At 72.0% G+C, this 26,665-nt stretch carries 23 protein-coding genes; 17 read left to right on the top strand and 6 right to left on the bottom strand.

The genetic code is table 11. From position 1 onward, the window contains the following. Positions 1 to 152: 152 nt before the first annotated feature. Genes ACFZBP_RS08605 through ACFZBP_RS08595 form a run of 3 tightly spaced genes read left to right on the top strand, consistent with a single transcriptional unit; the run spans position 153 to position 2,937 of the window. Positions 153 to 974: a DUF5819 family protein gene (locus ACFZBP_RS08605; RefSeq protein WP_391411168.1), complete on the top strand. Its 822-nt coding sequence runs from the start codon at positions 153 to 155 to the stop codon at positions 972 to 974. After that, positions 971 to 2,197, top strand: coding sequence for an HTTM domain-containing protein (locus tag ACFZBP_RS08600; protein WP_391411166.1), 1,227 nt, complete (start codon positions 971 to 973; stop codon positions 2,195 to 2,197). Before ACFZBP_RS08605 ends, ACFZBP_RS08600 begins: the two co-directional genes overlap by 4 nt. Further along, on the top strand, positions 2,194 to 2,937 hold the full coding sequence (locus tag ACFZBP_RS08595; RefSeq protein WP_391411164.1) for a TrmH family RNA methyltransferase: 744 nt from the start codon (positions 2,194 to 2,196) through the stop codon (positions 2,935 to 2,937). Before ACFZBP_RS08600 ends, ACFZBP_RS08595 begins: the two co-directional genes overlap by 4 nt. A 69-nt stretch (positions 2,938 to 3,006) precedes the next feature. Here the strand turns inward: ACFZBP_RS08595 and paaN are convergent, their stop codons facing one another. Beyond that, positions 3,007 to 4,698: a phenylacetic acid degradation protein PaaN gene (gene paaN, locus ACFZBP_RS08590; protein WP_391411162.1), complete on the bottom strand. Its 1,692-nt coding sequence runs from the start codon at positions 4,696 to 4,698 to the stop codon at positions 3,007 to 3,009. A 160-nt stretch (positions 4,699 to 4,858) separates the two neighbouring features. On the opposite strand from paaN, the gene ACFZBP_RS08585 reads away from it, so the two are divergent. From ACFZBP_RS08585 to ACFZBP_RS08575, 3 genes are read left to right on the top strand one after another with little or no spacing between them, the layout of a single operon-like run. After that, complete coding sequence (locus ACFZBP_RS08585; protein ID WP_383449716.1) at positions 4,859 to 6,376, top strand: 3-hydroxyacyl-CoA dehydrogenase; 1,518 nt, start codon at positions 4,859 to 4,861, stop codon at positions 6,374 to 6,376. Beyond that, positions 6,373 to 6,963: a TetR/AcrR family transcriptional regulator gene (locus tag ACFZBP_RS08580; RefSeq protein ID WP_383449717.1), complete on the top strand. Its 591-nt coding sequence runs from the start codon at positions 6,373 to 6,375 to the stop codon at positions 6,961 to 6,963. The genes ACFZBP_RS08585 and ACFZBP_RS08580 overlap by 4 nt, the downstream gene beginning before the upstream one ends. A 43-nt stretch (positions 6,964 to 7,006) precedes the next feature. Beyond that, complete coding sequence (locus ACFZBP_RS08575) at positions 7,007 to 7,189, top strand: hypothetical protein (protein WP_391411159.1); 183 nt, start codon at positions 7,007 to 7,009, stop codon at positions 7,187 to 7,189. Between the two features lie 15 nt (positions 7,190 to 7,204). Here the strand turns inward: ACFZBP_RS08575 and ACFZBP_RS08570 are convergent, their stop codons facing one another. Further along, positions 7,205 to 7,690 (bottom strand): Lrp/AsnC family transcriptional regulator, encoded by a 486-nt coding sequence (locus ACFZBP_RS08570; RefSeq protein WP_383449862.1) that lies wholly within the window; start codon positions 7,688 to 7,690, stop codon positions 7,205 to 7,207. Positions 7,691 to 7,880: 190 nt separating this feature from the next. On the opposite strand from ACFZBP_RS08570, the gene pdhA (ACFZBP_RS08565) reads away from it, so the two are divergent. From pdhA (ACFZBP_RS08565) to ACFZBP_RS08540, 6 genes are all read left to right on the top strand, one after another. Then, positions 7,881 to 9,017, top strand: coding sequence for a pyruvate dehydrogenase (acetyl-transferring) E1 component subunit alpha (pdhA, locus tag ACFZBP_RS08565; protein ID WP_391411157.1), 1,137 nt, complete (start codon positions 7,881 to 7,883; stop codon positions 9,015 to 9,017). Further along, positions 9,014 to 10,018: an alpha-ketoacid dehydrogenase subunit beta gene (locus ACFZBP_RS08560; RefSeq protein ID WP_383449719.1), complete on the top strand. Its 1,005-nt coding sequence runs from the start codon at positions 9,014 to 9,016 to the stop codon at positions 10,016 to 10,018. Before pdhA (ACFZBP_RS08565) ends, ACFZBP_RS08560 begins: the two co-directional genes overlap by 4 nt. Next, entirely contained in the window at positions 10,018 to 11,559 is a 1,542-nt protein-coding gene (locus ACFZBP_RS08555; protein ID WP_391411154.1) for a 2-oxo acid dehydrogenase subunit E2, read from the top strand. Before ACFZBP_RS08560 ends, ACFZBP_RS08555 begins: the two co-directional genes overlap by 1 nt. 67 nt (positions 11,560 to 11,626) lie before the next feature. Next, a complete protein-coding gene (locus tag ACFZBP_RS08550) occupies positions 11,627 to 12,571 on the top strand; it encodes an NTP transferase domain-containing protein (protein ID WP_391411152.1) in 945 nt (314 codons plus the stop codon). Beyond that, positions 12,568 to 14,010 (top strand): molybdopterin-binding protein, encoded by a 1,443-nt coding sequence (locus ACFZBP_RS08545; protein WP_391411150.1) that lies wholly within the window; start codon positions 12,568 to 12,570, stop codon positions 14,008 to 14,010. The genes ACFZBP_RS08550 and ACFZBP_RS08545 overlap by 4 nt, the downstream gene beginning before the upstream one ends. Beyond that, positions 14,007 to 15,131 carry an NAD-binding protein gene (locus ACFZBP_RS08540; protein ID WP_391411148.1) on the top strand — a complete coding sequence of 375 codons (1,125 nt, stop codon included), beginning with the start codon at positions 14,007 to 14,009 and terminating at the stop codon, positions 15,129 to 15,131. The genes ACFZBP_RS08545 and ACFZBP_RS08540 overlap by 4 nt, the downstream gene beginning before the upstream one ends. Before the next feature lie 57 nt (positions 15,132 to 15,188). On the opposite strand, the gene ACFZBP_RS08535 is transcribed toward ACFZBP_RS08540, so the two are convergent. Together ACFZBP_RS08535 and ACFZBP_RS08530 are read right to left on the bottom strand one after the other, a co-directional pair. Beyond that, a complete protein-coding gene (locus tag ACFZBP_RS08535) occupies positions 15,189 to 16,037 on the bottom strand; it encodes an ABC transporter permease (protein WP_391411146.1) in 849 nt (282 codons plus the stop codon). After that, positions 16,034 to 17,092: an ATP-binding cassette domain-containing protein gene (locus ACFZBP_RS08530; RefSeq protein WP_383449725.1), complete on the bottom strand. Its 1,059-nt coding sequence runs from the start codon at positions 17,090 to 17,092 to the stop codon at positions 16,034 to 16,036. The genes ACFZBP_RS08535 and ACFZBP_RS08530 overlap by 4 nt, the downstream gene beginning before the upstream one ends. A gap of 476 nt (positions 17,093 to 17,568) precedes the next feature. On the opposite strand from ACFZBP_RS08530, the gene ACFZBP_RS08525 reads away from it, so the two are divergent. After that, entirely contained in the window at positions 17,569 to 18,549 is a 981-nt protein-coding gene (locus tag ACFZBP_RS08525; protein WP_383449726.1) for an NAD(P)H-quinone oxidoreductase, read from the top strand. Between the two features lie 105 nt (positions 18,550 to 18,654). On the opposite strand, the gene ACFZBP_RS08520 is transcribed toward ACFZBP_RS08525, so the two are convergent. Further along, entirely contained in the window at positions 18,655 to 19,692 is a 1,038-nt protein-coding gene (locus ACFZBP_RS08520) for a hypothetical protein (RefSeq protein WP_391411143.1), read from the bottom strand. A 182-nt stretch (positions 19,693 to 19,874) separates the two neighbouring features. Between ACFZBP_RS08520 and ACFZBP_RS08515 the strand changes: the two genes are divergently transcribed. Then, positions 19,875 to 20,408 (top strand): bacterial proteasome activator family protein, encoded by a 534-nt coding sequence (locus tag ACFZBP_RS08515; RefSeq protein ID WP_030050626.1) that lies wholly within the window; start codon positions 19,875 to 19,877, stop codon positions 20,406 to 20,408. A 101-nt stretch (positions 20,409 to 20,509) separates the two neighbouring features. Here ACFZBP_RS08515 and ACFZBP_RS08510 read toward each other — a convergent pair whose 3' ends face one another. Then, positions 20,510 to 22,162: a protein kinase gene (locus ACFZBP_RS08510; RefSeq protein ID WP_391411140.1), complete on the bottom strand. Its 1,653-nt coding sequence runs from the start codon at positions 22,160 to 22,162 to the stop codon at positions 20,510 to 20,512. Between the two features lie 351 nt (positions 22,163 to 22,513). Between ACFZBP_RS08510 and ACFZBP_RS08505 the strand changes: the two genes are divergently transcribed. The 3 genes from ACFZBP_RS08505 to ACFZBP_RS08495 all read left to right on the top strand — a co-directional run bounded on the left by ACFZBP_RS08505 (position 22,514) and on the right by ACFZBP_RS08495 (position 26,663). After that, on the top strand, positions 22,514 to 24,082 hold the full coding sequence (locus ACFZBP_RS08505) for a protein kinase (protein ID WP_383449729.1): 1,569 nt from the start codon (positions 22,514 to 22,516) through the stop codon (positions 24,080 to 24,082). 423 nt (positions 24,083 to 24,505) lie between these two features. Continuing rightward, positions 24,506 to 25,681 (top strand): pyruvate dehydrogenase (acetyl-transferring) E1 component subunit alpha, encoded by a 1,176-nt coding sequence (gene pdhA, locus ACFZBP_RS08500; protein WP_383449730.1) that lies wholly within the window; start codon positions 24,506 to 24,508, stop codon positions 25,679 to 25,681. 1 nt (position 25,682) lies between these two features. Then, positions 25,683 to 26,663: an alpha-ketoacid dehydrogenase subunit beta gene (locus ACFZBP_RS08495; RefSeq protein WP_383449731.1), complete on the top strand. Its 981-nt coding sequence runs from the start codon at positions 25,683 to 25,685 to the stop codon at positions 26,661 to 26,663. Positions 26,664 to 26,665 lie beyond the last annotated feature (2 nt).

The raw sequence follows: 26,665 nt of genomic DNA, 5'->3' as shown, positions 1-26,665 counted from the left end.
GGAATGCTCCGCGTACGGGCTCGTAGGACCCCCGTATGGTGTGGGCAACGTGGGCCCGGAAGGGGCTGTGCCCGGCGGGTGGGCCTGAGTACCGTTCCCGTGCGAGAGCTGAGGGCAGACGGACCGGAACCGGAATCGGGGAACGAAGCGGAATGGCAGACGCGCACGACGCAGGCTCGGCCGCCCGGCACGGGCCGGACGAGGAGCCGCAGGACGCCCCGGCCGCCGTCGCGTCCCCGCCCGCTCCTCCCCCCGTCGCCGCCGCCCCCGCTCCGCCACCCCCGGAACCGCGCACCGGCGTGGCCGCCCTCTCCCTGCGCTACCAGATCGGCGCCGCGCTCGCCCTGGCGGTCGTGGCCATAGCCGTCTGTGTCCACATAGGCATGGTCTTCCTGCACGTCGCCCCGCCGAACACGGTCACCAAGCAGCACGGCAAGGCGATCGACGACTGGATATACCCGGAGTTCGAACAGAACTGGAAGCTGTTCGCGCCCAACCCGCTCCAGCAGAACATCGCCGTTCAGGTCCGCGCCCAGGTCGGTACGGCCGACGGCGGCACCCGCACCACCGGCTGGTACGACCTGTCCGCCCAGGACGGCCGGGCCATCGACGGCAATCTCCTGCCCAGCCACACCCAGCAGAACGAGCTGCGCCGGGCCTGGGACTTCTTCGTCGCCACGCACGACGCCCAGAACCGCCCCGTGGGCCTGCGCGGCGCCCTGTCCGAGACCTATCTGCGGCACATAGTGCAGCTGCGTCTCGACCGGGCGAACGCGGCCGGTGACGGCGGTGTCGTCCAGCGCGTGCAGGTCCGCTCCCGCACCACCAATGTGCGGCCGCCGAAGTGGAGCGACGAGCAGGTCTCGGACAAGCCGACCGACCGGATCCTGCCCTGGTGGTCCGTGCGGGCGGAGCAGGCCGGTGGCGCGGGCGGGGCGGAAGCCCTGCGCCGGACCGAGGAGGGCGGCCGGTGAACCGCTTCGCCCTCGCGATCTCCGCGGCCATCGCCCGGATCACCGAGTCCGCCCTCGGCCCCCACCAGACGGCCGTCATCCGCATCGGCTTCACCGCGACCTGGCTGCTGTTCCTGCTGCGCGAGTTCCCCCACCGCCAGGAGCTGTACGGCCCCGACGGCCCCTGGGACTTCGACCTCGCCCAGCAGCTGATCGGCACGAACGGCTCCTTCACCGCCCTGATCTGGTCGAGCGGCCAGTTCTGGTTCGAGAGCGTCTACGCGTTCGCCGTGCTGACCAGCGTGCTGCTGCTGCTCGGCTGGCGCACCCGCACGATGTCCGTGCTGTTCATGGTCGGTGTGCTCTCGCTGCAGAACCGCTCCATCTTCATGGGCGACGGCGGCGACAACGTCCTGCACCTGATGTGCGTCTACCTGGTGTTCACGCGCTGCGGCCAGGTCTGGTCGCTGGACGAGCGCCGGGCCCGGCTCGCGCGTGAGGCACGCGCGCGTGGCGAGCGGAACCGGCCCGACCGGATCGGCCCCCTCCTGTGGGGCGTGCTCGGGGTCGCGCTGGTCGCGGTCACCGCGACGGGCCGCCTCGACGGCGACCCGACCGTGCCGGTGATCCTGTGGGGCATCTGGCCGGCGCTGGCCGTGTGGTGGCTCGTGAGCCGCCGCGCCTCGACCGCGGAGCCCCGCGTCCTGCTCGACGTCGTCGGCAACATCGTGCACAACGGCGCACTGCTGGTGATCATGGCCGAGGCATGTCTGATCTACGCCACCGCCGGCTGGTACAAGATCCAGGGCTCCCGCTGGCAGGACGGCACCGCCGTCCACTACCCGCTCCACCTCGACTACTTCTCGCCCTGGCCCGCCCTCGCCGACCTGCTGTCGTCCAGTGGCCTGATGGTGATGCTCATCACCTACGGCACGGTCATCGTGCAGGTCGCCTTCCCGTTCACCCTGTTCAACCGGCGGGTCAAGAACGTCCTGCTCGCCGCGATGATCACCGAGCACGCCGTGATCGCGGTCGTCCTCGGACTGCCGTTCTTCTCCCTGGCGATGATCGCGGCGGACGCGGTCTTCCTGCCGACGACGTTCCTGCGCCGGCTCGGCGGCCTGGCGGCACGCGCGCGTGGCGGCCTGTCGCGGCTGCTGCGGCGCGGTGACGACCGTACGGAACTGCCCGGACCGCGCGCCCCGGAGAACCCCGAGCACGCGCACGTAGGCTTCACGGCATGACCGTGACCTCCTGGAACCGGCTCGCCGGCACCTCGGTGCTGCTCGACGGCTTCCACGCCCTCAAGCACGCCGTGCGCTTCGGAGCGGAGGTCCCGGTGGCGGTCGCCGTCGACCGGGCGGCCGCGCTCGCCCTCGCCGACGAACTGGCGCCGGACGTACGGGACGTCCTGGACGCACTGCTGACCGAGGTCCCGGAGTCGACGTACACGTCCCTGGTGCCGCGCCCGCACCCCACGGCCGTGGCCGCCCTGGCGGTACGTCCGTCCCGTGCCACCAACCTCGACAGGCTGGCGCACACCCCGCGCACCGCCCCCGTCGTGGTCCTCGACCACCCCCGCAACCTCGGCAACGCGGGCGCGGTGATCCGCCTGGCCGCCGGCTTCGGCGCGACCGGCGTGGTCACCACCGGCACGCTGGACCCCTGGCATCCCACGGTCGTGCGCGGCGGTGCGGGACTGCACTTCGCGACGGCCGTGGAACGGCTGACCGTGACGGAGCTGCCGCCCGGGCCCCTCTTCGCCCTGGACCCGGAGGGCGACGACATCCGGGGCACCAAGCTCCCGGACGACGCCGTCCTCGCCTTCGGCTCCGAGCGCAGCGGCCTGTCGGCCGAACTACGCGCGCGTGCCGACCACTTGCTGTCCCTGCCGATGCGCCCCCAGGTCTCCAGCTACAACTTGGCGACGAGCGTGGCGATGACGCTCTACCACTGGAGCACGGCCACCGGAGCGCACCTCTAGGGGCGCGGGGAACGGCGCGATCAGCCCCATACGGCCCGCAGCCGCGCAATTCCCGGAACCCCCGAGCTCTCAGGCCTCCCGACGAACCTCCACAACCCGGAACCGGTTCGCCACGAACGCCCCGTCACAGAGCGCCGAGTTCGCCGCAGGGTTACCCCCAGAACCGTGGAAGTCGGAGAACGCGGCCGTCTGGTTCACGTACACCCCGCCCGTGAGGTTCAGCGACAACTGCGCCGCCTCCTCCAGGCAGACCTCCTGGACCGCCGCCTCGACCTCGTCGTCGGTGGTGTACGCCCCGACGGTCATCGCCCCCTTCTCCCGCACGGTCCGCCGCAGCAGCTCCACCGCGTCCGACGCCGAGTCGACGGCCACGGCGAACGACACCGGCCCGAAGCACTCGCTCATGTACGCGGCCTCGTCGTCCGGCTTCGCGCCGTCCAGCTTCACGATCACCGGCGTACGCACCACGGCGTCCGGGAACTCCGGGTTGGCGATCTCCCGGGAGGCGAGGGCGACTTCCCCGAGGCCGGCCGCGGCCTCCAGGCGGGCCTTGACGTCCGGGTTGACGATCGCGCCGAGCAGCGCGTTCGCGCGGGCGTCGTCGCCGAGGAGGCCGTCGACCGAACGCGCGAGGTCGGCGACGACCTCGTCGTAGGTCTTGGGGCCCTCGTCGGTGCGGATGCCGTCGCGGGGGACGAGCAGGTTCTGCGGGGTGGTGCACATCTGGCCGCTGTACAGGGACAGCGAGAAGGCCAGGTTGGACAGCATCCCCTTGTAGTCGTCGGTCGAGTCGACGAGGACCGAGTTGACCCCGGCCTTCTCCGTGTAGACCTGTGCCTGGCGGGCGTTGGACTCCAGCCAGTCGCCGAAGGACGTGGAGCCGGTGTAGTCGATGATCCGGATCTCGGGGCGGGTGGCGAGGGTCTTGGCGATGCCCTCGCCGGGGCGCTCGGCGGCCAGCGCGACCAGGTTCGCGTCGAAGCCGGCCTCGGCGAGCACCTGCCGCGCGACCTGCACGGTCAGCGCGAGCGGCAGCACCGCGCGCGGGTGTGGCTTCACCAGGACCGCGTTGCCGGTCGCCAGGGACGCGAACAGGCCGGGGTAGCCGTTCCACGTCGGGAAGGTGTTGCAGCCGACGACCATCGCGATCCCGCGCGGGACCGGCGTGAACCGCTTGTTCAGCGCGAGCGGGTCGCGCTTGCCCTGCGGCTTGGTCCACTCCGCGGTGTCGGGCGTGCGGACCTGCTCGACGTACGCGTACGCCACCGCCTCCAGGCCTCGGTCCTGCGCGTGCGGGCCGCCCGCCTGGAACGCCATCATGAAGGCCTGGCCGGAGGTGTGCATGACGGCGTGCGCGAACTCGTGCGTCCGGTCGCTGATCCGCTTGAGGATCTCCACACAGACCATCGCGCGGATCTCCGCGCCCGCGTCCCGCCACGCGCGCATGCCGGACTTCATGGCCGGCAGCAGCTCGTCGATGTTCGCGTGCGGGTACTCGACGCCCAGCTCGATGCCGTACGGGGAGACCTCGCCGCCCACGAAGCCGTCCGTGCCGGGCTGGCCGAGGTCGAGGCGCGTACCGAGGAGGGCGTCGAAGGCGGCCTTGCCCGCCGCCATGTCCAGGCTGCCGTTCTCGCCGTAGGCCTTGGGGTGCTCGGGGTGCGGGGACCAGTAGGCGCGGGTGCGGATCGCCTCCAGCGCCTGGTCGAGGGTGGGCCGGTGCTTGGCGATCAGCTCGTGGGCGGTCAGTTCGGCGGCCATGCGGGACCAACTCCTCGTTTCCAGAGCTCTCCGTCGAGCTCATGACCTGGGCAGAAACATGGGCAGGAACAGCCAGTCAGAGTTAGAGTAACCGAACGATCGGTCGGTTCAAGGGGGTCCGCCGCATCTGTGGAAAACCCCGTGCGGGAGGATCGCGCACATGACAGCACTCGACCTCAGCAGCCCCGTGGCCGTTGTCGGCACCGGCACCATGGGCCAGGGCATCGCCCAGGTCGCGTTGGTCGCGGGCCATCCCGTACGGCTGTACGACGCCGCTCCCGGGCGCGCCCGTGCCGCCGCCGACGCGATCGGCGCCCGGCTCGACCGGCTCGTCGAGAAGGACCGCCTCACCGGCGCCGACCGCGACGCCGCCCGTGCCCGGCTGCTGCCCGCCGAGGCGCTCGCCGACCTCGCGGACTGCGCCCTGGTCGTCGAGGCCGTCCTGGAGCGACTGGACGTCAAACAGGAGCTGTTCCGGGAGCTGGAGGGCATCGTCGGCGAGGACTGTCTGCTCGCCACGAACACCTCGTCCCTGTCCGTCACGGCCATCGGCGGCGCCCTGCGCCTGCCCGGCCGCTTCGTGGGCCTGCACTTCTTCAACCCGGCCCCGCTGCTCCCCCTGGTCGAGGTCGTCTCCGGGTTCGCCACCGACGTCACGTACGCCACGCGCGCGTACGAGACGGCACGTGCCTGGGGCAAGACACCGGTCGCCTGCGCCGACACCCCCGGCTTCATCGTCAACCGCATCGCCCGGCCCTTCTACGCCGAGGCCTTCGCCGTCCACGAGGCGCAAGGAGCGGACCCGGCCACCATCGACGCCGTGCTGCGCGAGTGCGGCGGCTTCAGGATGGGCGCGTTCGAGCTGACCGATCTCATCGGGCAGGACGTCAACGAGTCCGTCACGCACTCCGTGTGGCAGGCCTTCTTCCAGGACGTGCGCTTCACGCCCTCGCTCGCCCAGCGCCGCCTGGTCGAGTCCGGCCGGCTCGGCCGCAAGAGCGGGCAGGGCTGGTACGACTACGCCGAGGACGCCGAGCCGGACGAGCCGCACACCGCCGAGCAGGCCTCCCCGCCCGCCTACGTCGTCGCCGAGGGCGACCTGGGCCCCGCCGCCGAGCTGCTGTCCCTGATCCGCGAGGCGGGCATCCCGGTGCGCGAGGAGGACGAGGACCACGGCACCCGCCTGGTGCTGCCCAGCGGCGGCCAGCTCGCGCTCGCCGACGGCCAGACGTCCGTGGAGTTCCGGGACGTCGTCTACTTCGACCTCGCCCTCGACTACCGCCGGGCCACCCGGATCGCCCTGTCCGCCTCCCAGGACACCTCGCCGAAGACCCTCGCCGAGGCCACCGGGCTCTTCCAGGCGCTCGGCAAGCAGGTCAGCGTCATCGGCGACGTCCCCGGCATGATCGTCGCCCGTACGGTCGCCCGGATCGTCGACCTCGCGCACGACGCCGTCGCCAAGGGCGTGGCCACCGAGGAGGACATCGACACCGCGATGCGCTTGGGCGTGAACTACCCGCTCGGCCCCTTCGAGTGGAGCCGCAGGCTCGGCCGCAACTGGGCGTACGCCCTCCTGGACGACCTGCACCTGCGCGACCCCTCGGGGCGCTACGCGCCGTCCCTCGCGCTGTACCGCCACGCGTACGCCTCCGACAAGCGGGAGGGCAACACCTCATGACCACCGCCAAGCGCGACACGTACACCCCGGAGACGCTGCTCTCGGTCGCCGTGCAGGTCTTCAACGAGCGCGGCTACGACGGCACGTCCATGGAGCACCTCTCCAAGGCGGCCGGCATCTCCAAGTCGTCGATCTACCACCACGTCACGGGCAAGGAGGAGCTGCTGCGCCGGGCCGTCAGCCGTGCGCTGGACGGGCTCTTCGGAATCCTCGACGAGGAGCACGCGCGCGTGGGCCACGCCGCCGACCGGCTGGAGCACGTCGTCCGGCGCATGGTCGAGGTGCTCATAACCGACCTGCCGTACGTCACGCTGCTGCTGCGCGTCCGGGGCAACACCGACACCGAAAGGTGGGCGCTGGAGCGCCGCCGCGACTTCGACCACCAGGTCGCCGAACTGCTGAAGGCGGCCGCCGCGGACGGCGAGGTGCGCGCCGACGTGGAGGTACGCCTCGCGACCCGGCTCGTCTTCGGAATGATCAACTCCATCGTGGAGTGGTACCGCCCGGACGGCCGCGGCATGAACGAGCGCGAGGTGGCGGACACGGTGGTCCGGCTGGTCTTCGGGGGCCTGCGCCAGGCCGACTGACCGGCGGTGCGGGGGGCCTGAGTACGCGCGGCGCGGGTTCTCGGTGAGCGCAGCTCGCTCCGGGCCGCAGGCGCCGGTTCGGCAGCGCCCCAGGGAGCGCGGGGAACTGCGCGACCAGCCACGACGGCGCCGCAGACGAATGACGGCGGCCTGTTCCGCCTTCGTGTGCGCGGTCCTGCCGCTGGTGGCCGTCGTGCTCATCTGCATCGCGATGGCCTCCGGCTGACCCCGGGGCGGACGCTCAGCCTTGCGGCTCCAGGTCCTCCTCCTCGAAGACCAGCAGCGTGCGGGTGCTGAGGACCTCCGGGATCGCCTGGAGGCGGGTGAGGACCAGTTCGCGCAGTGCCCGGTTGTCGGGGGTGTGCACCAGGAGCAGGACGTCGAAGTCGCCCCCCACCAGAGCGATGTGCGAGGCGCCGGGCAGCTGGCGGAGCTGCTCGCGGACCGTGCGCCAGGTGTTCTGGACGATCTTGAGGGTGATGTACGCCGACGTCCCGTGGCCCGCGCGCTCGTGGTTGACGCGGGCGCCGAAACCGCGGATGACGCCATCCTCGACGAGACGGTTGATGCGCGCGTAGGCGTTGGCGCGGGAGACATGGACGCGCTCGGCGACAGACCGTATCGACGCGCGGCCGTCCGCCTGGAGCATCTGGAGGATGTCCTGATCAATGGCGTCGAGCGGGCGCGCCGGTGGCAGGGCGGCGCTGCCGTCCGGGCTTTCGGCCATTTGTTCAGGCGCCATGTCCCCCCACCTTCCTCCCGTGGACGTACTGCGTTCATTGGAGGCTGTGGAGAACCGTTTGTCCACAGCCTGAGGGTGCCTGTAGCCAAAATGTGCCGACGACCGAACAATCGGTAGGTGAGGCGCGTCACTGAAGCCGCGCCTCCCGTAGCCGCTCCCACGAGGAGGTGCCGTCATGACGGTCATGGAGCAGCGAGGCGCGTACCGGCCATCGCCGCCGCCCGCCTGGCAGCCCCGCATGGACCCCGCGCCGCTGCTGCCCGACGCCGAGCCCTACCGCGTCCTCGGCACCGAGGCGGCCACGAAGGCCGACCCGGACCTGCTGCGCAGGCTGTACGCCGGGCTGGTGCGGGGCCGTCGGTACAACGCGCAGGCGACCGCGCTCACGAAGCAGGGCCGCCTCGCGGTGTACCCGTCCAGCACCGGGCAGGAGGCCTGCGAGGTCGCCGCCGCGCTGGCGCTGGAGGACCGCGACTGGCTGTTCCCCAGCTACCGCGACACCCTCGCCGCCGTGGCCCGCGGACTGGACCCCGTGCAGGCTTTGACTCTGCTGCGCGGCGACTGGCACACCGGCTACGACCCGTACGAGCACCGCGTGGCCCCCCTGTGCACGCCGCTCGCCACCCAGCTCCCGCACGCCGTCGGCCTCGCGCACGCCGCCCGCCTCAAGGGCGACGACGTGGTCGCGCTCGCCATGGTCGGCGACGGCGGCACCAGCGAGGGCGACTTCCACGAGGCGCTGAACTTCGCCGCCGTATGGCAGGCACCGGTCGTCTTCCTCGTCCAGAACAACGGCTTCGCGATCTCCGTCCCGCTCGCCAAGCAGACCGCGGCCCCGTCGCTGGCCCACAAGGCCGTCGGCTACGGCATGCCCGGCCGCCTGGTCGACGGCAACGACGCGGCCGCCGTGCACGAGGTGCTGAGCGACGCCGTACGGCACGCCCGCGCGGGCGGCGGCCCCACGCTGGTCGAGGCGGTCACCTACCGCATCGACGCCCACACCAACGCCGACGACGCCACCCGCTACCGCGGCGACTCCGAGGTCGAGACCTGGCGCGGGCACGACCCGATCGCCCTCCTGGAGCACGAGCTGACCGAGCGCCGCCTCCTCGACGAGGCCGGCATCCAGGCCGCCCGGGACGCCGCCGAGACCATGGCCGCCGACCTGCGCGAACGGATGAACCAGGACCCGGCGCTCGACCCGATGGACCTGTTCACCCACGTGTACGCCGAGCCCACCCCGCAACTGCGGGAACAGCAGGCCCAGTTGCGGGCCGAGCTCGAGGCCGAGTCGGAAGGGTCGCACCGATGACCACCGTCGCCGTCAAGCCGGCCACCATGGCGCAGGCCCTCACGCGCGCGATGCGCGACGCCATGGCGGCCGACCCGTCCGTGCACGTCATGGGCGAGGACGTCGGCACCCTCGGCGGCGTCTTCCGCGTCACCGACGGACTCGCCAAGGAGTTCGGCGAGGACCGCTGCACGGACACCCCGCTCGCCGAGGCGGGGATCCTGGGCACGGCGATCGGCATGGCCATGTACGGACTGCGCCCGGTCGTGGAGATGCAGTTCGACGCGTTCGCCTACCCGGCGTTCGAACAGCTCATCTCGCACGTCTCCCGCACCCGCAACCGCACGCGCGGCAGAATGCCGCTCCCGATCACCATCCGCGTCCCCTACGGCGGCGGCATCGGCGGCGTCGAGCACCACAGCGACTCCTCCGAGGCGTACTACATGGCGACTCCGGGGCTCCATGTCGTCACGCCCGCGACCGTCGCCGACGCCTACGGGCTGCTGCGCGCCGCCATCGCCTCCGACGACCCCGTGGTCTTCCTGGAACCCAAGCGGCTGTACTGGTCGAAGGACTCCTGGAACCCGGAGGACCCGCCGAGCGTTGAACCGATCGGCCGCGCGGTGGTGCGGCGCTCGGGGAGGAGCGCCACGCTCATCACGTACGGACCGTCCGTGCCCGTCTGCCTCGAAGCCGCCGAGGCGGCCCGGGAGGAGGGGTGGGACCTGGAAGTCGTCGACCTGCGCTCGCTGGTGCCGTTCGACGACGAGACGGTCGCCGCCTCCGTACGGCGGACCGGACGAGCGGTCGTCGTGCACGAGTCGGGCGGGTTCGGCGGACCGGGCGGGGAGATCGCGGCCCGGGTCACGGAGCGCTGCTTCCACCACCTGGAGGCGCCGGTGCTGCGCGTGGCCGGGTTCGACATCCCCTACCCGCCGCCGATGCTGGAGCGTCACCACCTGCCCGGTGTGGACCGGATCCTGGACGCCGTGGGGCGTCTGCAGTGGGAGGCGGAGAGCTGATGGCACAGGTGCTCGAGTTCAAGCTCCCCGATCTCGGGGAGGGGCTCACCGAGGCGGAGATCGTCCGGTGGCTGGTGGAGGTCGGTGACGTCGTCGCCGTCGACCAGCCGGTCGTCGAGGTCGAGACGGCCAAGGCGATGGTCGACATCCCCTGCCCCTACGCCGGCGTGGTCACGGCCCGGTTCGGCGAGGAGGGCACCGAGCTGCCCGTCGGGGCGCCGCTGATCACGGTCGCGGTGGGCCCGCCCGCCGCCGAGGAACAGACCGAGGGCTCCGGGAACGTCCTGGTGGGCTACGGCACCTCCGAGGCACCGGCCCGGCGCCGCAGGGTGCGACCGGGCACCCCGATGCCGCCGACGCCCCCGGCGGCCCAGCCGGCGAACGGCGCCGCCGCGCGCGAGGCCACGCCGCCCGCGGAGAGCGTGGCGCGACCCGTCGGCACGGCGGCGGGGCACAGCTCCCCGGGCCACACCTCCGAAGCCCACACCTCCGAAGCCCACGCCTCGGAAGGCCACGGCTCCGCCGGTCGCGGTCCCGCGGTGCATGGCCGCGCAGGTCACCGTCCGGACACCGCACCGGCCGACGAGGAGACCCGGGACGACGGCCCCGTGCCCGTGATCTCCCCGCTCGTGCGCCGCCTCGCCCGCGAGCACGGCCTGGATCTGCGGGAGTTGCACGGGTCAGGGCCGGACGGGCTCATCCTGCGGGCCGACGTCGAGTACGCACTGCGCGCCGCCGAGGCGCACGGCCGTACGGCACAGCCGGCCACCGAGACGCACCCGCGGGTGCCGTCGGCGCCCACCGCGCCCGTGCCGCCCGCGCAGCCCCCCGTCCGCTCCTCCGCCGCCCCGGCCGGCCTTCGTGTCCCCCTCAAGGGCATCCGCGGCGCCGTCGCCGACAAGCTCTCCCGCAGCCGGCGGGAGATCCCGGACGCCACCTGCTGGGTGGACGCCGACGCGACGGAACTCATGCGGGCGCGCACCGCGATGAACGCCGCCGGCGGGCCGAAGATCTCCCTGATCGCCCTGCTGGCCCGTATCTGCACCGCCGCCCTGGCCCGGTTCCCCGAGCTCAACTCCACGGTCGACATGGAGGCGAGAGAGGTCGTCCAACTGGACCAGGTGCACCTCGGGTTCGCCGCGCAGACCGACCGCGGACTCGTCGTCCCGGTCGTTCGGGACGCGCACGCGCGCGACGCCGAGTCGCTGACCGCGGAGTTCGCCCGGCTGACCGAGGCGGCCCGCACAGGCAGCCTCACCCCGGCGGAACTCACCGGCGGCACCTTCACGTTGAACAACTACGGAGTGTTCGGCGTCGACGGGTCCACACCGATCATCAACCACCCCGAGGCCGCGATGCTCGGCGTCGGCCGCATCATCCCCAAGCCGTGGGTGCACGAGGGCGAGCTCGCGGTCCGGCAGGTCGTCGAGCTCGCGCTCACCTTCGACCACCGGGTCTGCGACGGCGGCACGGCGGGCGGCTTCCTGCGCTATGTGGCGGACTGCGTCGAACACCCGGCGGTGCTGCTGCGCACGCTGTGACGGATCCGCCGGTGCCCGCGGCTTCCCCTGCGTTCCCTGTGATCGCGGGGGCACGCATACTCGGGGGGTGACCGCGTACGAACCGACGGGCGCGCAGGACGCCGCCGCTGCCGGACACGACCTCGCGTACGACGCCGTCGTGCTCGCCGGGGGCGGCGCGCGGCGGCTCGGCGGTGTGGACAAGCCCGGTGTGCGGGTGGGCGGGCGCCCGCTGCTCGACCGGGTGCTCGCCGCCTGCGCCGACGCGCGGAGCACCGTCGTCGTCGCCGAGCCCCGGCCGACCGCGCGAGCGGTGACCTGGGCCCGTGAGGAGCCGCCCGGCGGCGGACCGCTCGCCGCCCTGGACGCCGGGCTCCGGCACACGACCGCGGAGCAGGTCGTCGTCCTCTCGGCCGACCTGCCCTTCCTCGACGAGCGCACGGTACGGCGGCTGCTGGCCGCGCTGGGCACCAGCGGCGCCGACGGCGCGCTGCTCACCGACGCCGACGGCCGCGACCAGCCCCTCGTCGCCGCCTACCGCGCGTCCGTGCTGCGCCGCGAACTGGGCGCGCTCACCCGGGAGAACGACGGCCTCACCGGCCTCCCCCTGCGCCGGCTGACCGGCGCGCTCGGTCTCACCCGCGTCCCCGACCCCGTCGCGTCGTTCGACTGCGACACCTGGGACGACATCGCCACCGCCAGGGCACGCATCAGGGAGCATGGGCACGTGTTGGATGAATGGATTTCCGCAGTCAAGGACGAGCTGGGTCTCGACCTCGACGTCGACACCAAGCTGCTGCTGGACCTCGCCCGCGACGCCGCTCACGGCGTGGCCAGGCCCGCGGCCCCGCTGACCACCTTCCTCGTCGGGTACGCGGCGGCGCAGGCCAAGGGCGGCCAAGGCGGCCCCGAGGCTGTCGCCGAGGCCTCCCGCAAGGCCGCCGCGCTCGCCCTGCGCTGGGCGGAAGAGGCCGCCGCCCAGTCCGACGCCGCCCCCGACGCCTCCCCCGACACCCGCCCGGACGCCGGATGACCCCCCGCGGCACCCGGGCGGACGAGGACGCCGAGGACCTCGATGTCGAGGAGGTGCTCGCCCTCGTGAACGCAGACAACGGCCACCACACCCCTGGCGACCACGTGCCCGCACCCACCCCGCACGCGACGGGCCCCGACCAGCCGGACCGGCAGGCATCGGACCGGCACACGTCGGACCGGCACCAGCCGGACCGTGCCAAGCCGGACCAGCCCACGTCGGACCGCCACCACAAGGCCACCCCCTGGCCCGAGGCCCGAGAGATCGCCGCCCGCGCCGCCGTGGCCGCCAGGGCCGTCGGCCGCGCTCCCGTCTCCGTCCCCCTCGACGCCGCCCTCGGCCTCGCCCTGGCGGCCCCTCTCACCGCCCTCACCGACCTGCCCTCCTTCGACACCTCGGCCATGGACGGCTGGGCCATCGCGGGCCCCGGCCCCTGGGCCGTACGGGAAGAGGGCGTCCTGGCCGGGCACGCCGAGCCCGAGCCGCTCACCGATGGCGAGGCCGTCCGGATCGCGACCGGCGCCCGTATCCCGCCGGACACCACCGCCGTCCTGCGCAGCGAACACGGCCGCACCGACCCCAAGGGCCGGCTGCACGCCACCCGGGAGGTCCAGCAGGGCCAGGACATCCGCCCGCGCGGCCAGGAGTGCCGTAGCGGCGATCACCTGCTCGCCGTCGGCACCCTCGTGACGCCGGCCGTGCTCGGCCTGGCAGCCGCGGCCGGATACGACACCCTCACCGCCGTGCCCCGCCCCCGCGTCGAAGTCCTCGTCCTCGGCGACGAGTTGCTCACCAAGGGGCTCCCGCACGACGGACTGATCCGTGACGCCCTCGGCCCGATGCTGCCGCCCTGGCTGCGCGCACTCGGCGCCGAGGTCACCGCCGTACGCCGACTCGGCGACGACGCCAAGGCCCTGCACAAGGCCCTCACCACCTCGCGCGCCGACCTCGTCGTCACCACCGGCGGCACCGCGGCCGGTCCCGTCGACCATGTCCACCCCACCCTGCGGCGCATCGGCGCCGAACTCCTGGTGGACAGCGTCAAGGTGCGCCCCGGCCACCCCATGCTGCTGGCCCGCATCAAGGAGCACCAGTACCTCGTCGGCCTGCCCGGCAACCCCCTCTCCGCCGTCTCCGGCCTGCTCACGCTCGCCGAACCCCTGCTGCGGACGCTGGCCGCCCGCCCCGCCCCCGAGCCCTACACGCTGCCCCTGAGCGACGCGGCGCACGGGCATCCGTACGACACCCGGCTCATCCCCGTCGTCCTGCGCGGAGACCATGCCGCGCCGCTGCACTACCACGGGCCGGCCATGCTGCGGGGCATGGCGGCGGCCGATGCCGTGGCCGTCGTGCCGCCGGGCGGTATCCGTGCCGGTCAGGAGGCCGAACTGCTCGACCTGCCCTGGGCGCTCGCCGGTATCGAGGTGTGTTTCACGTGAAACTTCCGGGTCAGGACGCGATCGCCCGGCGTGCGGACGAGAGGGTCGCGACCTATCGGGTGAAGCTGCCGAAGAAGATCGTCGAGCACCCCTTCCGTCAGGTCGCCAAGCGAGTACTGCTGGCCCTGACGCTGCTCGTGCTGACGTCCTTGATCGTCTACGCCGACCATGAGGGCTACAACGACAACTCCGACGGTTCCGTCGATCTGCTCGACGCGTTCTACTACGCCACCGTCAGCCTCTCCACCACCGGATACGGCGACATCACCCCGGTCAGTGACGGCGCCCGGCTCACCAATATCTTCGTCATCACCCCCATGCGGGTGCTGTTCCTGATCATCCTGGTCGGCACCACGCTCGAGGTCCTCACCGAACGGACCCGGGAGGAATGGCGCCTGACCCGCTGGAGGTCCACCTTGCGCGACCACACGATCGTCGTCGGTTTCGGCACGAAGGGGCGATCGGCGATCCAGACCGTCTGCGCGACCGGGCTGAGGAAGGACCAGGTCATCGTGGTCGACCCCAGCTCCAAGGTGATCGAGGCGGCCGTCGCCGACGGATACGCCGGGGTCACGGGGGACGCGACGCGCAGCGAGGTGCTGATGCGGGCCGAGGTGCACAAGGCGCGGAAGATCATCATCGCCACGCAGCGGGACGACACCGCCGTCCTGGTGACCCTGACGGCCCGGCAGCTCAACCGTGGCGCGAAGATCGTGGCCGCGGTCCGCGAGGAGGAGAACGCCCCGCTGCTCAAGCAGTCCGGCGCCGACGCGGTCATCACCAGCGCCAGCGCGGCCGGCCGGCTGCTCGGCCTCTCGGTGCTCAGCCCCGCCGCCGGCATGGTCCTGGAAGACCTGATCCAGCAGGGCAGCGGGCTCGACATCGTCGAACGGCCGGTCATAAAGGCCGAGGTGGGCAAGAACCCGCGGCAGACGGACGACCTGGTGGTGAGCGTCGTACGCGGCCACCGGGTGCTCGGATACGATGATCCGGACGTCGGGACACTGGAGTTGACGGACCGGCTCATCACGATCGTGCGGGCGACGCCGGGCAGTCAGGTCGCACCTGACGAGCGGCGTCTGCCCCCGGGGGTGAAGCCGATGACGCCCCCCGGGGGATGAAGCCCCCGGGGGAACGAGGCGTCCGGGGAATGTGGCGCATTCCGGCGCCCGGCCCGGCTACTTGCGGTTGTACAGCCGCATCGTGATCGGCCCGAAGACGGCCACGAGCAGGCCCGCCCAGCCCAGCGACCAGGCGACCTCGTCCGCCGGCCAGTCGCCGCCCATCAGGCCGCGGACGGCCGACGACAGGTGGGTGATCGGGCTGTTGTTGACGAAGGCCTGGAGCCAGCCCGGCATGGTCTTCGGGTCGACGAACACGTTGGACAGGAACGTGAGCGGGAAGATCACCATCATGCTGACGCCCATGACGGACTTCTCGGAGCGCAGCATCAGACCGAACATCGTCCAGATCCACGAGAACGCGAACGAAAAGGCCACCAGCAGCGCGATCCCGGCGAGCACTCCGCCGACGCCGCCGTCCGGCCGGTAGCCCAGGATGATGCCGACGGTGAGCATCACCACGGACGCGATCGTGTAGCGCAGGGCGTCGCCCAGCAGATAGCCGACCATCGTCGACGGCCGCCAGATCGGCAGGGACCGGAAGCGGTCGAAGACGCCCTTCTCGATGTCGGTGTTCACCGAGACACCGGTGTACATCGTGATCATCACGACCGACATCACCAGGATGCCCGGCAGCAGGAACTGGATGTACTCCTTCGGGGACCCGGCCAGGGCGCCCCCGAACAGGTACGTGTACATCAGCACCATCATGATCGGGAATGCGGTGACGTCGAAGAGCTGCTCCGGCACATGCTTGATCTTCAGGATCGCCCGCCAGCCGAAGGTCATCGAGGCCGACCAGGCGCTGGGCCGCGGCGGCCGCTCCCCGGAGACCAGCAGCGCGGCGAGCGACTCGGCGCTGACGGGGGCGAGTTCCTTACTCTCGGTCTGCGTCGCGGTGCTCATGCCGCCACCTCGTCCTTGTCGTCCTTCGCGTCCTTGGCGTTCTTGCTGTTCTTGCCCTGCTCGTCGTTCTGGCCGTCGCGCGTGTCGTGGCCGGTGAGGGCGAGGAAGACCTCGTCCAGGCTGGGCTGGCCCAGCGAGAAGTTGTCGACGGTGATGCCGGTGCGGGCCAGCTCGGCGAGCGCGCGGCCCGCCTGTTCCGCGGCTCCCCGGCCGTTGTCCGCCCCGGAGCCGACGCGGGCGGTGAGAGCCACGGGATCGGGCTCCAGCTGCACGTCCGCGTCCAGGGTCAGCCGCAGCACCCGCTCGGCCTCCGGCCGCTGCGCCGCGTCGCGCAGCCGCAGATGCACGGAACCGGCGCCCACGGACGCCTTCAGCTCGCCCTTGGTCCCCTCGGCGATCACCTTGCCGCGGTCGATGACGGCGATCCGGGACGCCAGCTGGTCCGCCTCGTCCAGGTACTGCGTGGTCAGCAGCACGGTGGTGCCCTGGGCGACGACCGCGCGCACGATGTCCCAGACCTGGTTGCGGCTGCGCGGGTCGAGGCCGGTCGTCGGCTCGTCGAGGAACAGCAGGTCGGGGGTGTTCAGAATGGACGCGGCGATGTCGATACGGCGCCGCATGCCGCCGGAGTAGTTCTTGACCTGCTTCCCGGCCGCGTCCGACAGCCCGAAGGCCTCCAGCAGCTGCCCGGCCCGCTCCCGCGCGGCGTGCTTGCCGTGTCCGAGGAGCCGGCCCAGCAGGACGAGGTTCTCGGTGCCGGTCAGGTCCTCGTCGACGGAGGCGTACTGGCCGGTCAGGCTCACCCTGCCGCGCACCTCGTCGGCCTCGCGGACGACGTCGTGGCCGAAGACATGGGCTTCACCGCCGTCGGGTCGTAGGAGGGTGGCGAGCATCTTCACCGTGGTCGTCTTGCCGGCGCCGTTCGGGCCGAGGACGCCGTAGACCGTGCCGGCCGGAACCGCGAGGTCCACGCCGTCGACGGCCCGTGTCTCACCGAACGTCTTCACCAGGCCCGCGGTCTCGATCGCGAGACCGGACGTCGTCTGCGTGCTCATGCTTCGGGGTTCCTTCCGAGTGGCCTTCCGCGTTCTTGGGCTACGCATGGGGAGACCTTTACGGTCCCGCAAACTCATCGGTTCCGCCCAGGGATTTTCGACCGGACCCGCCCAAGGACCGAGGGGCTGGGGGACCGGGGGCTGAGGGGACGGGGGACGGGGGACCGAGGGGATGAGAGGGCCCGCGGGACCGGGGGCGAGGGATGAGGGGCCCGAGGGGCTGGAGACCGAGAGGCTGACGAGCCGGGGACGGGGCCGATGGACTGATCCGGGCCGGGCCCCGGGGATGAGGGAGGCGGGGCCAAAGGGCTGGGCGTCGGGGGCAGGGTGAGGGACTGGGCGTTCGGGGGTGAGGCAGCGCAGCAGACCGGGACCGGTGCGGCGGGCGGCGGCGGGCAGAGGGACTGGGCGTCGGAGTGAGGCAGGGCGAGGGACTGGGCGCCGGGTCGCGGGTCCCGGGGAGTAGCGTCCGTCCCATGCATGCGATCACGATTCCCGAACCTGGTGGGCCCGAGGCGCTGGTGTGGGACGAGGTCCCCGATCCCGTGCCCGGTGAGGGCGAGGTACTGGTCGAGGTGGTGGCCGGGGCCGTCAACCGCGCCGACATCCTGCAACGGCAGGGCTTCTACAACCCACCGCCCGGCGCCTCCCCCTACCCGGGCCTGGAGTGCTCCGGCCGGATCGCCGAGCTCGGCCCCGGCGTCTCCGGCTGGGCCGTCGGCGACGAGGTGTGCGCGCTGCTCTCGGGCGGCGGTTACGCCGAGAAGGTCGCCGTACCGGCCGGCCAACTGCTGCCCGTGCCCAAGGGCGTGAGCCTCACTCAGGCCGCCGCCCTGCCCGAGGTGGTGTGCACGGTCTGGTCGAACGTCTTCATGGTGGCCCATCTGCGCCCCGGCGAGACCCTCCTCGTGCACGGCGGTTCCAGCGGCATCGGCACGATGGCCATCCAGCTCGCCAAGGCCGTCGGCGCCAAGGTCGCCGTCACGGCGGGCAGCAAGGAGAAGCTCGACCGGTGCGCCGAGCTGGGCGCCGACATCCTCGTCAACTACCGGGAACAGGACTTCGTCGCCGAGGTCAAGAAGGCCACCGACGGTGCCGGCGCCGACGTCATCCTCGACAACATGGGCGCCAAGTACCTCGACCGCAACGTCCAGGCCCTCGCCGTCAGCGGCCGTCTCGCCATCATCGGCATGCAGGGCGGCGTCAAGGGCGAGCTCAACATCGGCGCGCTCCTGGCCAAGCGCGGCGCCATCAGCGCGACCTCGCTGCGCGCCCGTCCCCTCGGCGAGAAGGCCGCGATCGTAGCTGCCGTACGCGAGCACGTCTGGCCCCTGCTGGACGCCGGCCACGTACGCCCGGTCGTCGACCGCGAGATCCCGATGAACGACGCGGCCGAGGCACACCGTGTACTGGAGGAGAGCGGTCACGTCGGCAAGGTGCTCCTGGTGACGCCGTAGCACCGGTCCGGCCGCTCCGGCCCCTCGGCTGACCTGGCCGATCCGGCTGCCCCGGGCCGTCCCGACCGGCCGGGCGGCCCTGGGGCCCGTCCCACCGGACAGGCCCTACCCGCGCCGCAGCCGGAGACCGACGAAGGCGAGGCCCAGGCCGAGCCCGATGAGGACCAGGCCGGTGCCGAGCGGCAGGACCTGCAGCACGGGCTCGGCGGGGTCGGCGGCGTGCGCGACGGGCTGCCGGGCGGGCGGGTCGGCCGGGGCGAGAGGGCCCGTGGAGGACTCGTCGGCACCGTCCGAGCTCTCGGCCGGCGGCCTCCCCGCGTCACCGTCGCCTTCCTGGTCCCCCTCTCGGTCGCCTTCCCGTCCATAGGGGTCGTGCCGTGCCGCCGCCTCCTCTTCCTCCAGCGGCCCCTTCTCCCGCCCCGGCCGCTCCCGCCCCTCTCCAGCCCGGCTCCCGGCCCGGGAGGGCCCGTCGGACGGGGCGGGACGAAAGGCGCCGGGCCCATGAGCGCTGGAGGTGGGGGACGCCCCGGAACGCCGGTCCTGCCGGCCCTGGCCGTCCTTCCGGTCCCGCCTGTCCTCGCTGTCGCCCCTGTCCTTCGGGTCGCCCCTGTCCTTGGGGTCGTCCCTGTCCTTGGGGTCGTCCCTGTCCTTCGCGTCCTGCCGGGCCGCCTCGGAACCGCCGTGCTTCCCGGCATCACCGGACACCCCGGGCCGCCCGGATTTCCCGGGCCGCCCCGACTCCCCCGAACCGGTCGACGCGGCCGACGAGGCCGAAGGGGCCCCGGACGGGCCCGCGGCGCTGGCGGAGGGCCGGGACTCGGCCGTGGGGGCGGGGCGGCTCGCGCCGGCGCTGGAGGGGGCCTCGGAGCCGGCCGTAGGGAAGCCCTTGGGCGTGGAGGGAGCCGAGGGCGTCCGTGAAGCGGTCGGGGAGTCGGAGGAGGAGCCGGACGCGGTCGGCCCCCGCGGGCCCTCGAAGCAGTACGCCGTGCCGGCCACCCCGTATGGCCCCACGACCAGCCCCGTCACCAGCACACCCACCGTCCCGGCCGTCCGCAGCGCGCCCCTCGACGAGCCGCGCCGGTCACCGCGAGCGGTGCGCGGCCACCCCCGCCCCCCGCGTACCACCGCCAGCCATGAAGTCATGGAACAAGCGTCACAGCACGGGACGTACCCGGCATTCCGAACTGCGCCACCCGACCGAACCGGGCGCACGCCCGCACCCGCCGACACGGCGCCCCACGGAATCCGCGCCGGTGTAAACGGTGGATCACCCCACACAGGGGGCACCACGATGATGAGCTGTACGGGTGCGAGAGAATGGCGGCATGGAGATGCCGAGGAACGAAAGGTCGTCCGAGAACCCCCAGATCCTGGTCGTGGGCCAGGACGGGATGGCGCTCAGCGGCGGCAACGGAGACGAGGACTCCCGCGAGATCCCGGTGACGGAGCAGGTCGAGCAACCGGCGAAGGTCATGCGGATCGGCAGCATGATCAAGCAGCTGCTCGAGGAGGTGCGCGTCGCTCCCCTGGACGAGGCGAGCCGGGTCCGGCTGAAGGAGATCCACGCGAGCTCCGTGAAGGAGCTGGAGGACGGCCTGGCCCCGGAGCTCGTCGAGGAGCTGGAGCGGCTCTCCCTGCCGTTCACGGACGAGGCGACACCGAGCGACGCGGAACTGCGGATCGCGCAGGCCCAGTTGGTCGGCTGGCTGGAGGGCCTCTTCCACGGCATCCAGACCACGCTCTTCGCCCAGCAGATGGCCGCCCGTGCCCAGCTGGAGCAGATGCGCCGCGCTCTTCCGCCGGGCGTCGGCGGTCACGAGGAGGGTGGCGAACACCGCCAGGGCGGTCCGTACCTGTAGGACACCCGTAGGAACCGAAGACGTCCGACCTGTACGCGAAGGGCCCGGCAGCCGCTGCTGCCGGGCCCTTTCAGTCCGCCGCGGTCACTGTCGTACCGGGATCACTCCGGGTTGCCCGTGGAGACCTGGAACTCCAGCTCCGGAGGGTTGTCCGGGTCCATGTCGTAACGCGCCGAGGGCGACTGCCGCATGATGGTGCCCTCGCCGAAGGTGTTCTCGTCGACGTCGACCTTCTTGTACTTCCAGTTCGCGGCGTCGAGGCACTTGACGACGGACGGCCAGTACTTGAAGGAGAAGTCCGGCATCTGCACCTTGTCGGGGTCGAGGAGGGACTCCCGCGGCTCGGTGCACTCGGTCGTCTCGACCGTGTCGCCGCTGTCCCCCGCCCGGTAGCCGGGCTTCTTCGACGTCGTCGCCGTGGCGGTCGAGCCGCCCGTTCCGCCGGTGCCGCCGTCGTCCTCGGTGCCGCCGCCGGTCAGGGTCAGGGCCGCGATCAGGCCGCCCACCGCGACGACGGACACGACGATCGAGCCGATGATCACCGGCCGGTTGTTCTTACCGCCGCCCGAACCGGACTGCCGCTGGGGCGACATGGTGTACGGCGGCGGTGTCGCGTGGCCCGGCTGCGGGGAGTACGAGGCCGGGGGCGGCGTCTGGAATCCGTGCTGCTGCGGGTAGCCGTACGCGGGCGACGGCATCGACGGCGGCGGGGTGCCGTACGGATTCGGAGCCGGGGTCTGCGGGGTCTGCGGGTAAGGCGTCTGGACGGGGCCCGCGGGCGGTGGTGCCTGGCCGACCGGCGGGAACACCGAGGCGCCCACACCCTGGCTGTGCTGCGTCTGCGCGCCCGGCACGATGCTGGGCGGGGCGGCCTGGAAGGACGCGGCCACGCGCAGGCACTCGTCGCGCATGGACTCGGCGCTGGGGAAACGTTCGTTGGGGTTCTTCTTCAGGGCGCGGGCGACCAGCGCGTCCACTGCGGGCGGCAGCGCGCGGTTGACGGAGGACGGAGCCACCGGCTCCTCCTGCACATGCGCGTACGCGATGGCCAGCGGGGAGTCGGCGTCGAACGGCAGCCGCCCGGTGACGAGTTGGAACAGCATGATGCCGACCGAATAGAGGTCGGAGCGGGCGTCCACACCGCGGCCGAGGGCCTGTTCCGGCGAGAGGTACTGCGGGGTGCCGACGACCATGCCGGTCTGTGTCATGGACGTCACACCGGACTGCATGGCGCGCGCGATGCCGAAGTCCATGACCTTCACGACGCCGCGCTTGTTCATCATCACGTTGCCCGGCTTGATGTCCCGGTGGACCAGGCCCATCTCGTGGCTGATCTCCAGCGCCGCGAGCACATCCGCGGTGATCTTCAGCGCCTTGTCGGCGGGCATCGCGCCGAACTGCCGGACATCCGCGTCGAAGACCGAGCTGAGCGGGCGGCCCTCGATGTACTCCATGACGATGTACGGCGTCGTCATGCCGTCGACATCGTCCTCGCCGGTGTCGAAGACCGAGACGATATTGGTGTGCGTGAGCTTCGCCACGGCCTGGGCCTCGCGGCGGAAGCGCTCGCGGAACGCCTGTTCGCGGCCCAGTTCGGTGTGCAGGGTCTTGACCGCTACCTGCCGGTCGAGCACGGAGTCGTACGCGAGGTGCACCGAGGCCATGCCGCCCTCGCCGAGCAAGTCGCGCAGCTGATAGCGGCCGCCGGCCAGCGCCCGCCCCGCGTATCGGCCCTGTGCGCCGTCCTGGCTCATGTTCCGCGTCCCCCGTAGCCTCTCGGGCGCCTGCGACTGCCGTGGACCGGCAATCCCGAGTGATCCAATGTGCTATTCCCGGCCAAGTCTGCCCCACGGCACTGACAGGTCAAGCGCGGTGCCCGTTCCGTGACCGTACGCGAAGGGAGCGTCGCGGAAGCGTTACAAGGGTCGTACGGCCGGTGCACAGAATTTGCACGAGTGGACGGGGAACCGGTTTGATGGCCGGTCCGTCTCCTTCCGGTTGGGACGGCCGTCTCGGACCGACGGCTTGCGCGGAGGCTGTAGCGTGGCCGACGGAGACCGTAACAACACCGCGCGCACCGCGGGCAGAAACGACGGCGAGGACTGATGGCACAGCAGCAGCGCGCTCAGGGCCCGTCCGACCCCGAGGCGGCTGGCGGCGGTATGTCAGACGCGCCGGAAATGTGGGGTAATGGCGGACTTGTCGGGGACGGCCGTTATCGGCTGACCCGCAGACTCGGCCGGGGCGGCATGGCCGAGGTGTTCGCGGCCGAGGACGTGCGCCTCGGACGAACCGTGGCGGTCAAGCTGCTGCGCGCCGACCTCGCCGAGGACCCGGTGTCCAAGGCCCGCTTCACGCGCGAGGCCCAGTCGGTGGCCGGCCTCAACCACCACGCCATCGTCGCCGTGTACGACTCCGGCGAGGACGTCGTCGGCGCCCACAGCGTGCCGTACATCGTGATGGAGATCGTCGAGGGCCGCACCATCCGCGACCTCCTCCTCAACGCCGAGGCACCCGGCCCCGAGCAGGCGCTGATCATCGTCTCCGGCGTCCTGGAGGCCCTCGCCTACTCGCACCAGCACGGCATCGTGCACCGCGACATCAAGCCCGCCAACGTCATCATCACGCACAACGGCGCCGTGAAGGTGATGGACTTCGGCATCGCCCGCGCCCTGCACGGCGCTCAGTCGACGATGACGCAGACCGGCATGGTCATGGGCACGCCGCAGTACCTCTCGCCCGAGCAGGCGCTCGGCAAGGCCGTCGACCACCGTTCCGACCTGTACGCGACGGGCTGCCTCCTCTACGAACTCCTCGCGCTGCGCCCGCCGTTCACCGGCGAGACCCCGCTGTCGGTGGTCTACCAGCACGTCCAGGACATCCCGACCCCGCCGTCCGAGGTCTCCGACGCCGTGCCGCCGGAGCTGGACGGCCTGGTCATGCGCTCGCTCGCCAAGGAGCCGGACGACCGGTTCCAGACCGCCGAGGAGATGCGCGGCCTGGTCCAGTACGGCCTGCAGATGCTGTACGACCAGGGCGGCCACACCGGCACCTGGAACACCGGCCCGGTGACCATGCACGACGGCCGGCACACCCCGGCCTCGGGCTTCGCGAACACCACGGTCATGGGGCACCCCGGCGACTCTGGCTCCGGCACCACCCAGATCCCGCAGCCGATCCTGCCCAACCGGTACGGGGGCGGCGACGACGGCGGCTTCGAGGGGCACGGCAACAAGGGCGGCGGCCGCGGCAAGCTGTGGATCCTGGCCGTCTTCGCGGTGATCGCCATCGCGGCCGGTGTCGCGCTGGCGCTGCAGAACGGCGGCGGCGGTGGCGGCGGTGGCGGCGACACCACGCCGACGCCGACCACGTCCCAGACCACCGAGGACAAGGCGACCGACGAGGCCACGGACGAGGCGACCGAGGACCCGACCGACGAGGTCACCGACGACGGCAGCGGCACGGGAACCGACCCGACCTACCAGCCGACGCAGGACCCGACGTACGAGCCGACCGAGGACCCGACGTACGAGCCGACCGAGGACCCGACCACGGCCGAGCCCACCGAGGAGCCGACCGAGGACCCGACGCAGGAGCCGACCGAGGACCCGACCGTGGAGCCCACGGAGGAGCCGACGGCGCCCACCGGCGGCGCCATCGGAGGCGGCGCCTGAGCGGACCGGCGTGCCGCCCGTCGGCACCCCACGACTCACCCACGCGCGCGTGCGGCCCGGACACGGGCTCCACGCGCGCGTGCCGTTTTGATCTCCCTTTCGCCGATCTCCGCCCGGCGACTCTTCCCGTGACCTGGGTCACCGATATAACGTGCCGTTGTTCCGGCCCCCTGCAAGGCTGTGACCAGGAGTTGTTCCCGACTTTCGCGATTTTACTTGGAAATCCAAGCAAAATCGCAGGTCAGGAAGGGTTTCACAGAAATGTGGAGCACTGGGTAACGTGCCTTTTGCAGGGCGCTCGCCGGGGCACCTGTCACGCCTGTCCCCCAACGCGCCGCACCCACCCTGTGCGTCCGTAGGGCTTCAGGTGAGCCGCACTGGCACCCGGCGAACCCGGGATGCCGGACCGACGGAGGAGCACACGTGACCGTGGAGAGCACTGCCGCGCGAAAGCCGCGACGCAGCGCCGGTACCAAGAGCACGGCCGGCAAGACAACCGCAAGGAAAACGCCGAGCACGGACCCCGAGCTCGTGCAGTTGCTGACGCCCGAGGGCAAGCGCGTCAAGAACGCCGAGTACGACAAGTACGTCGCCGGCATCACCCCCGAAGAGCTCCGCGGCCTCTACCGCGACATGGTGCTCACCCGCCGCTTCGACGCCGAGGCCACCTCCCTGCAGCGCCAGGGCGAGCTGGGCCTGTGGGCCTCGCTGCTCGGCCAGGAGGCCGCGCAGATCGGCTCCGGCCGCGCCACCCGCGAGGACGACTACGTCTTCCCGACCTACCGCGAGCACGGCGTCGCCTGGTGCCGCGGGGTCGACCCGACCAACCTGCTCGGCATGTTCCGCGGCGTGAACAACGGCGGCTGGGACCCCAACAGCAACAACTTCCAGCTGTACACGATCGTCATCGGCTCCCAGACGCTGCACGCCACCGGCTACGCGATGGGCATCGCCAAGGACGGCGCCGACAGCGCGGTCATCGCCTACTTCGGCGACGGCGCCTCCAGCCAGGGCGACGTGGCCGAGTCCTTCACCTTCTCCGCGGTCTACAACGCCCCGGTCGTGTTCTTCTGCCAGAACAACCAGTGGGCGATCTCCGAGCCGACCGAGAAGCAGACCCGGGTGCCGCTCTACCAGCGCGCCCAGGGCTACGGCTTCCCCGGCGTCCGGGTCGACGGCAACGACGTCCTGGCCTGTCTCGCCGTGACGAAGTGGGCGCTGGAGCGTGCCCGCAGCGGCGAGGGACCGACGCTGGTCGAGGCGTACACGTACCGCATGGGCGCCCACACCACCTCCGACGACCCCACCCGCTACCGCGGCGACGAGGAGCGTCAGGCCTGGGAGGCGAAGGACCCGATCCTGCGCCTGCGCGCCTATCTCGAGGCCTCAAACCACGCGGACGAGGGATTTTTCGCGGAACTGGAGACCGAGAGCGAGGCGTTGGGCAAACGAGTGCGCGAGGCGGTCCGCGCCATGCCGGACCCGGACCACTTCGCCATCTTCGAGAACGTGTACGCGGACGGGCATGCGCTCGTCGACGAGGAGCGCGCCCAGTTCGCCGCCTACCAGGCGTCGTTCGCGGACGTGGAGGGGGTCTGACATGGCAGCGGACAAGATGGCTCTGGCCAAGGCGATCAACGAGTCGCTGCGCCGCGCGCTGGACACGGACCCCAAGGTCCTCGTCATGGGCGAGGACGTCGGCAAGCTCGGCGGCGTCTTCCGGGTGACGGACGGCCTCCAGAAGGACTTCGGCGAGAGCCGTGTCATCGACACCCCGCTCGCGGAGTCCGGCATCGTCGGCACGGCGATCGGTCTCGCCCTGCGCGGCTACCGCCCGGTCGTGGAGATCCAGTTCGACGGCTTCGTCTTCCCGGCCTACGACCAGATCGTCACGCAGCTGGCGAAGATGCACGCGCGCTCGCTGGGCAAGGTCAAGCTGCCGGTCGTCGTGCGGATCCCCTACGGCGGCGGCATCGGCGCGGTGGAGCACCACTCGGAGTCCCCCGAGTCGCTCTTCGCGCACGTGGCCGGCCTGAAGGTCGTCTCCCCGTCGAACGCGTCCGACGCGTACTGGATGATGCAGCAGGCCATCCAGAGCGACGACCCGGTGATCTTCTTCGAGCCCAAGCGCCGCTACTGGGACAAGGGCGAGGTCAACACCGAGGCCATCCCGGGACCCCTGCACAAGGCGAAGGTCGTCCGCGAGGGTTCCGACCTCACCCTGGCCGCCTACGGCCCGATGGTGAAGCTCTGCCAGGAGGTCGCCGACGCGGCCGCCGAGGAGGGCCGCAGCCTGGAGGTCCTGGACCTGCGCTCGGTCTCCCCGATCGACTTCGACTCCATCCAGGCCTCCGTCGAGAAGACCCGCCGGCTGATCGTGGTCCACGAGGCCCCGGTGTTCTTCGGCTCGGGCGCGGAGATCGCCGCCCGGATCACCGAGCGCTGCTTCTACCACCTGGAGGCCCCGGTGCTGCGGGTCGGCGGCTATCACGCCCCGTATCCGCCGGCGCGTCTGGAGGAGGAGTACCTGCCGGGCCTGGACCGGGTGCTCGACGCCGTCGACCGTGCCCTGGCGTACTGAGG

Source organism: Streptomyces sp. NPDC008086 (assembly GCF_042957325.1).
GTDB lineage: Bacteria > Actinomycetota > Actinomycetes > Streptomycetales > Streptomycetaceae > Streptomyces.
The sequence above is the reverse complement of the archived record's forward strand: the minus strand, read 5'-3'. Positions and strand labels throughout refer to the sequence as shown.

Excerpts from the sequence above, each read along its gene's own strand:
- ACFZBP_RS08605 (WP_391411168.1), top strand. The coding sequence starts at position 153 with ATGGCAGACGCGCACGACGCAGGCTCGGCCGCCCGGCACGGGCCGGAC.
- ACFZBP_RS08595 (WP_391411164.1), top strand. The coding sequence starts at position 2,194 with ATGACCGTGACCTCCTGGAACCGGCTCGCCGGCACCTCGGTGCTGCTC.
- paaN (WP_391411162.1), bottom strand. The coding sequence starts at position 4,698 with ATGGCCGCCGAACTGACCGCCCACGAGCTGATCGCCAAGCACCGGCCC.
- ACFZBP_RS08585 (WP_383449716.1), top strand. The coding sequence starts at position 4,859 with ATGACAGCACTCGACCTCAGCAGCCCCGTGGCCGTTGTCGGCACCGGC.
- ACFZBP_RS08580 (WP_383449717.1), top strand. The coding sequence starts at position 6,373 with ATGACCACCGCCAAGCGCGACACGTACACCCCGGAGACGCTGCTCTCG.
- ACFZBP_RS08570 (WP_383449862.1), bottom strand. The coding sequence starts at position 7,690 with ATGGCCGAAAGCCCGGACGGCAGCGCCGCCCTGCCACCGGCGCGCCCG.
- pdhA (WP_391411157.1), top strand. The coding sequence starts at position 7,881 with ATGACGGTCATGGAGCAGCGAGGCGCGTACCGGCCATCGCCGCCGCCC.
- ACFZBP_RS08560 (WP_383449719.1), top strand. The coding sequence starts at position 9,014 with ATGACCACCGTCGCCGTCAAGCCGGCCACCATGGCGCAGGCCCTCACG.
- ACFZBP_RS08555 (WP_391411154.1), top strand. The coding sequence starts at position 10,018 with ATGGCACAGGTGCTCGAGTTCAAGCTCCCCGATCTCGGGGAGGGGCTC.
- ACFZBP_RS08545 (WP_391411150.1), top strand. The coding sequence starts at position 12,568 with ATGACCCCCCGCGGCACCCGGGCGGACGAGGACGCCGAGGACCTCGAT.
- ACFZBP_RS08535 (WP_391411146.1), bottom strand. The coding sequence starts at position 16,037 with ATGAGCACCGCGACGCAGACCGAGAGTAAGGAACTCGCCCCCGTCAGC.
- ACFZBP_RS08530 (WP_383449725.1), bottom strand. The coding sequence starts at position 17,092 with ATGAGCACGCAGACGACGTCCGGTCTCGCGATCGAGACCGCGGGCCTG.
- ACFZBP_RS08525 (WP_383449726.1), top strand. The coding sequence starts at position 17,569 with ATGCATGCGATCACGATTCCCGAACCTGGTGGGCCCGAGGCGCTGGTG.
- ACFZBP_RS08520 (WP_391411143.1), bottom strand. The coding sequence starts at position 19,692 with ATGACTTCATGGCTGGCGGTGGTACGCGGGGGGCGGGGGTGGCCGCGC.
- ACFZBP_RS08515 (WP_030050626.1), top strand. The coding sequence starts at position 19,875 with ATGGAGATGCCGAGGAACGAAAGGTCGTCCGAGAACCCCCAGATCCTG.
- ACFZBP_RS08510 (WP_391411140.1), bottom strand. The coding sequence starts at position 22,162 with ATGAGCCAGGACGGCGCACAGGGCCGATACGCGGGGCGGGCGCTGGCC.
- ACFZBP_RS08505 (WP_383449729.1), top strand. The coding sequence starts at position 22,514 with ATGGCACAGCAGCAGCGCGCTCAGGGCCCGTCCGACCCCGAGGCGGCT.
- ACFZBP_RS08495 (WP_383449731.1), top strand. The coding sequence starts at position 25,683 with ATGGCAGCGGACAAGATGGCTCTGGCCAAGGCGATCAACGAGTCGCTG.